This is a genomic window from Microbispora sp. CSR-4 (genome assembly GCF_008033685.1).
GTDB lineage: Bacteria > Actinomycetota > Actinomycetes > Streptosporangiales > Streptosporangiaceae > Microbispora.
The window spans coordinates 1-651 of sequence record NZ_VJVX01000230.1; the positions used below are offsets into that span (position 1 = coordinate 1).

At 75.6% G+C, this 651-nt stretch carries 1 protein-coding gene; it reads right to left on the minus strand.

Annotation, left to right across the window (positions count from 1 at the left end; genetic code table 11):
* On the minus strand, positions 1-651 hold a 651-nt coding region (locus tag FLV34_RS41100), incomplete at both ends, for a hypothetical protein (protein ID WP_222709814.1).

Below are 651 nucleotides of genomic sequence, written 5' to 3' on the forward strand. Positions count from 1 at the left end.
CGGGCGAGGCGGTGCACGCTGGAGACGGGCAGCACCTGCCCGGTCGCCAGCAACAACCCCGGCGGCACCATCCCCAACGACGCACGCAGCGACGATCCCAGTGCCGTTCCCAGCGCTCCCGGCGTGCCCTGGCCATGCCGGCAGTCCCCCGCAGGCCGATGCCCGGCGTGGGTGTGACGTGCGGAGGCGTCCTCGGGAGGAGGATCCGGCTGCACCGCCTCCGAAGGCGCTGTGTCCGAAGGTGCTGTGTGGGAATCTCCGTCGCCGTCGGGAGAGGCGGTGCTTGCGGTGCCGGGCGGTTCGCATTCACGGGCGTCGCTTCCCGCACCGGTACCTGCCTCGGCCTCAGCTTCAGTCTCGGCACTGTCGAGCCCGTCCGCGGCGTCGGGGGCGTCGGTGCCGCCCGCAGCACCGGGGTCGGCCATCGCGGCGGAGACGGCGTCGTCGGCCTGGTGGGGGGCGTCGGTGCCTCCGGTGGCGTCGGGGGCGTAGTCGCTGGTGGCGTCGGCGTCGGCGGGCGCAGGGGCGGCGGTGTCGTCGGCGCTCGCGGCACCGGCGTCCGCAGCTTCGTCGGTACCGGCATTGCTCCCGGCATCGGCACCTGCCCCGGCCTCGCCGGGAGCACGGTCGCCGGTGGCGTCGGCAGCGGGG